This window comes from Rhizobacter sp. (genome assembly GCF_031412075.1).
Classification (GTDB): Bacteria; Pseudomonadota; Gammaproteobacteria; order Burkholderiales; family Burkholderiaceae_C; genus Rhizobacter.
In genome coordinates, this window is sequence record NZ_JANOCG010000616.1 from 1 (window position 1) to 4,664 (window position 4,664).

The following is a 4,664-nucleotide window of genomic DNA, read 5'->3' on the forward strand; positions in this document are numbered from 1 at the left end:
CGAAGAAGAAAAACGCCTGCTGGTCGAAGGTGGCGGCGAAGCCAAGGCCAAGGGCAAGATCATCATCGCCACCGTGAAGGGCGACGTGCACGACATCGGCAAGAACATCGTCACCGTCGTGCTCCAGTGCAACAACTTCGAGGTGGTGAACATGGGCGTGATGGTGCCCTGCCAGGACATCCTGGCGCGCGCCAAGGTCGAGGGCGCCGACATCATCGGCCTGTCGGGCCTCATCACGCCGAGCCTGGAAGAAATGCAGCACGTGGCGGGTGAGATGCAGCGCGACGACTACTTCCGCATCAAGAAGATCCCGCTGCTCATCGGTGGCGCCACCACCAGCCGCGTGCACACCGCCGTGAAGATCTCGCCGTATTACGACGGCCCGGTGGTCTACGTGCCCGATGCGAGCCGCAGCGTGAGCGTGTGCAGTGATCTGCTGAGCGACGACAAGGCCGCGGCTTACGTGGCCGAGCTCAACGCCGACTACGTCCGCGTGCGTGAACAGCACGCCAACAAGAAGGCCACGCCCCTGGTCACGCTGGCGCAGGCGCGTGCCAACAAGACCCCCGTCGACTGGGCCGGCTACACACCGCCCAAGCCGAAGTTCACCGGCCGGCGTGTGTTCAAGAACTTCGACCTGGCCGAGATCGCGCAGTGCATCGACTGGGCGCCCTTCTTCCAGACCTGGGACCTGGCCGGCCCCTACCCCGCCATCCTGACCGATGACATCGTCGGCGAGTCGGCCCGCCGTGTGCACAGCGATGGCCAGAGCATGCTCAACCGCCTGATCAAGGGCCGCTGGTTGCAGGCCAATGGCGTGATTGGCCTCTACCCCGCCAACACGGTGGGCGACGATGACATCGAGATCTACTCCGACGAGTCGCGCAGCGAGGTGCTCATGACATGGCGTGGCCTGCGCATGCAGAGCGTGCGGCCTGTCGTCGATGGTCCGGATGGGAAAAAGATCATGCGCCCCAACCGCTGCCTGGCCGATTTCATCGCGCCCAAGTCATCGGGCGCGGCAGACCACATCGGCCTCTTTGCCGTGACCGCCGGCCTCGGCACCGAGAAAAAAGAGAAGCAGTTTCTCGACGACCACGACGACTACAGCGCCATCATGTTGAAGGCCCTGGCCGACCGCCTGGCCGAGTCGTTTGCCGAGCGCATGCACCAGCGTGTGCGCAAGGAGTTCTGGGGCTACGCATCAGACGAAGCCTTGAGCAACGCCGAGTTGATCGGCGAGAAGTACCGCGGCATCCGCCCCGCCCCCGGCTACCCGGCCTGCCCCGACCACACCGTGAAGGCCGAGATGTTCCGCGTGCTCCAGTGCGACGACATCGGCATGGGCCTGACCGAAAGCCTGGCCATGACCCCGGCCGCCAGCGTGAGCGGCTTTTATCTGTCGCACCCCGACGCGGCCTACTTCAATGTCGGCAAGATCGGCGACGACCAGTTGAAGGACTGGGCTCAACGCAATCAGTTCGACACCGCTCAGGCCCAGCGTTCGCTCGCATCGCTGTTGTAGCGCCGCACAAGCGGTTGCCCCTGCTTACAGACGATGCATCTGCAAGCAGGGCCCGCGTGGTTGGTCACCAATTGGCCCGTTGCAAGACGTAAGCCTTTGCTGAAACGCCAACAATTCACGCTTTCCACGACCGTCAGACCCGAACAATCGTGACCGCAACGCCAGTGTGGACAACACACCCGTCGCTGCGCCAGATCGATCACACGAGGGGACGGCAGTGAACAACACGCTTCAACAAACATTCGCCCGCCGCGGCATGCGCACCGCCTGGGCTCTGGCCCTGGTGGCCGTGCTCGCGGCCTGCGGCGCCGGCAAGGAAGACGACGAGCCACAGCAGCAGCAACCGCAGGGATCGGGGCCCGCGCCGACACGAGCCGAGGCGGCGCGCTTTCTGGCACAAGCCACCTACGGCCCGACCGATGCGTCGATCAATGCGCTGGCGCAAAGCAACTACAACGCCTGGCTGAACACGCAGTTCAACATGCCGCAGGTGCCGCACCGCACCCACGTGGCACGCCGGGGCGACGACCTCGCCGCCAACATGCAGACCGTCAGCCAGACGCAGTTCCGCGAGTCGTACTGGGCGCAGGCGCTGACCGGCCAAGACCAGCTGCGCCAGCGCGCGGCTTTTGCGCTGTCGCAGATCTTCGTGATCTCGTTCGTCGACGGCAACCTCGCCAACCAGACACGCGGCGTGACGGCGTACTACGACATGCTGGCCGAGAAGTCGTTCGGCAACTTCCGCGACCTGCTGGAGTCGGTGAGCCTGCACCCGATGATGGGCACCTACCTCACCAGCCTGCGCAACCAGAAGGAAGACGTTGCCAGCGGCCGTGTGGCCGACGAGAACTACGCACGAGAAATCATGCAGCTGTTCACCATCGGTCTCTACGAGCTGAACAACGACGGCACCTACCGTGGCGGCACCCCCACCGAGACCTACACCCACGATGACATCAAGGGCCTGGCCAAGGTCTTCACCGGTTTCAGCTGGTACGCCGGCCCCAACCTGGCCGACCGCACCAACTCCCGCTTCTTCGGTGGCAACGCTCAAGCCGAGCGCGACTTCCGGCCGATGCAGGCCTACAACCAGTACCACTCGGTCAGCGAGAAGCGCTTCCTGGGCACCGTGATCCCCGCCGCGGGCACGGCCAACGCCGACGCGGACCTGCGCATTGCGCTCGACACGCTGTTCAACCACCGCAACGTCGGCCCCTTCATCGGCAACCTGCTGATCCAGCGCATGGTGACGAGCAACCCGAGCCCCGCCTATGTGGGCCGCGTGGCGACAGCCTTCAACAACAACGGCCAAGGTGTGCGCGGCGACATGAAGGCGGTGTTCCGCGCCATCCTGCTCGACCCTGAAGCGCGCACCTACGACGCGTCCAGCACCCGCTACGGCAAGGTGCGCGAGCCCATCCTGCGCCTGTCGCACTTCTTGCGTGCCTTCAAGGTGACCTCGACCAGCGGTGACTTCACCGGCCTGGACAACACCGACAACACCACCAACAACCTGGGCCAGAGCGCGCTGCGTTCGCCCACGGTGTTCAACTTCTTCCGCCCCGGGTTTGCGCCGCCCAACAGCGCAGCCGCCGTGGCCGGGCTGGTCTCGCCCGAACTGCAACTGGCCAACGAGGTATCGGTGGCCGGCTACCTCAACTACCTGCGCAGCAACTGGCTGACGGTGAACGCCGGGCGCGACCTGCAGCTCGACTTCAGCGCCGAGCTGGCACTGGCCGACAACCCCGGTGCGCTGGTCGACCGGCTCAACCTGCTGTTGATGTCGGGCCAGATGAGCAGCACGCTGCGCACCCAGGTCATCGACGGCATCACAGGGCGGGCCATCCCGACCACGAACCAGGCCAACATCGACGCCGCCAAGCGAGACCGAGTGTTCATCGGCATCTTGCTGACCATGGCCTCGCCCGATTACATGATCCAGAAGTGAAGAGGGAGACCCACATGTCGAACAACCAAGCTTCTCGCCGCGAGTTCTTGCGCCGCGCCGCCATCCTGTCGGGCTCGGTGGGGCCGGCTGCCCTGCCCTTCGCGATGAACATGGCCACCATGAACGCCGCCCATGCGCAGAGCACCACCGGCTACAAAGCCCTCGTGTGCCTGTTCCTGTATGGCGGCAACGACTCGGCCAACATGGTGTTGCCCACCGATGCCACCTCGTGGAGCACCTACTCCACGGTGCGCGCCACGGCACCCGACCCGATCGCGCTGCGCGCCGAGGGTACCCCCCCAGACGGCACGGCCGCCATGGCCTCGCCCGCGGCGCTGGGCGGCGTGTTGCGCCTCACGCCGAACTTCACCGCGTTCCCGGTCAACAACAGCCGCACCTTCGCGCTGCACCCCAGCATGCCGGAGATGCGCAGCCTGTTCGACGCCGGCCGCGTGGCCGTGATCGCCAACGCCGGCCCGCTGATCACCCCGCTGACAAAGGCGGAATACCAGGCCAACAGCGCCGCCAAGCCACGCCCGGCCAAACTCTTTTCGCACAACGACCAGCAGTCGACCTGGCAGGCGCTCGGCCCTGAAGGCGTGCGCACGGGCTGGGGCGGGCGCTTTGGCGACCTGCTCGCCGGGGCCAACGCCAACACCGTGTTCACCAGCATCTCGGTGGGTGGCAACGCGGTGTTCATGGCCGGCGACACCGTCTTCCAATACCAAGTGGGCAACGGCGGCGCCGTGGCCATCGGCAACATCACCGGCACGCTCTTCGGCTCGGCCGCGGCGGCCACCAGCTACCGCAACATCATCACCGCCAACAACACGCCCAACAGCGTGGCGCACCTGCTCGCGCGCGAGCAGGCCAACATGACCAAGCGCTCGATCGATGCGCAGGTGGCGTTCCAGGGTGCGTTCACGGCCTCCACGGTGACGGCTCCGTCGCAGTATGTGCAGCCGTCCACCCGCACCAACCAGAACAACGGGCTGGCGCAACAACTGCAAACGGTGGCACGCATCATCGGTGCGCGCAGCGCCCTGCAAACGGGCCGGCAGGTGTTCTTCGTCAGCATGGGTGGCTTCGACACCCACGACAACCAGAACCGAGGCCAGGCCGACCTGATGGCCCGCCTGTCACACGCCATCAATTACTTCGACGGTGTGATGAACACCATGGGCATGGGTA

The 4,664-nt window shown here is 65.6% G+C and carries 3 protein-coding genes; all 3 read left to right on the plus strand.

What is annotated here, in order from left to right:
• The coding region (locus tag RMO40_RS22730) for a vitamin B12 dependent-methionine synthase activation domain-containing protein (RefSeq protein ID WP_309725877.1) at positions 1-1,525 on the plus strand (1,525 nt) is incomplete at its 5' end.
• 217 nt (positions 1,526-1,742) lie between these two features.
• Complete coding sequence (locus RMO40_RS22735; protein WP_309725878.1) at positions 1,743-3,473, plus strand: DUF1800 family protein; 1,731 nt, start codon at positions 1,743-1,745, stop codon at positions 3,471-3,473.
• 14 nt (positions 3,474-3,487) lie between these two features.
• Positions 3,488-4,664, plus strand: a 1,177-nt coding sequence (locus RMO40_RS22740) for a DUF1501 domain-containing protein (RefSeq protein ID WP_309725879.1), incomplete at its 3' end; no start/stop codon positions are given.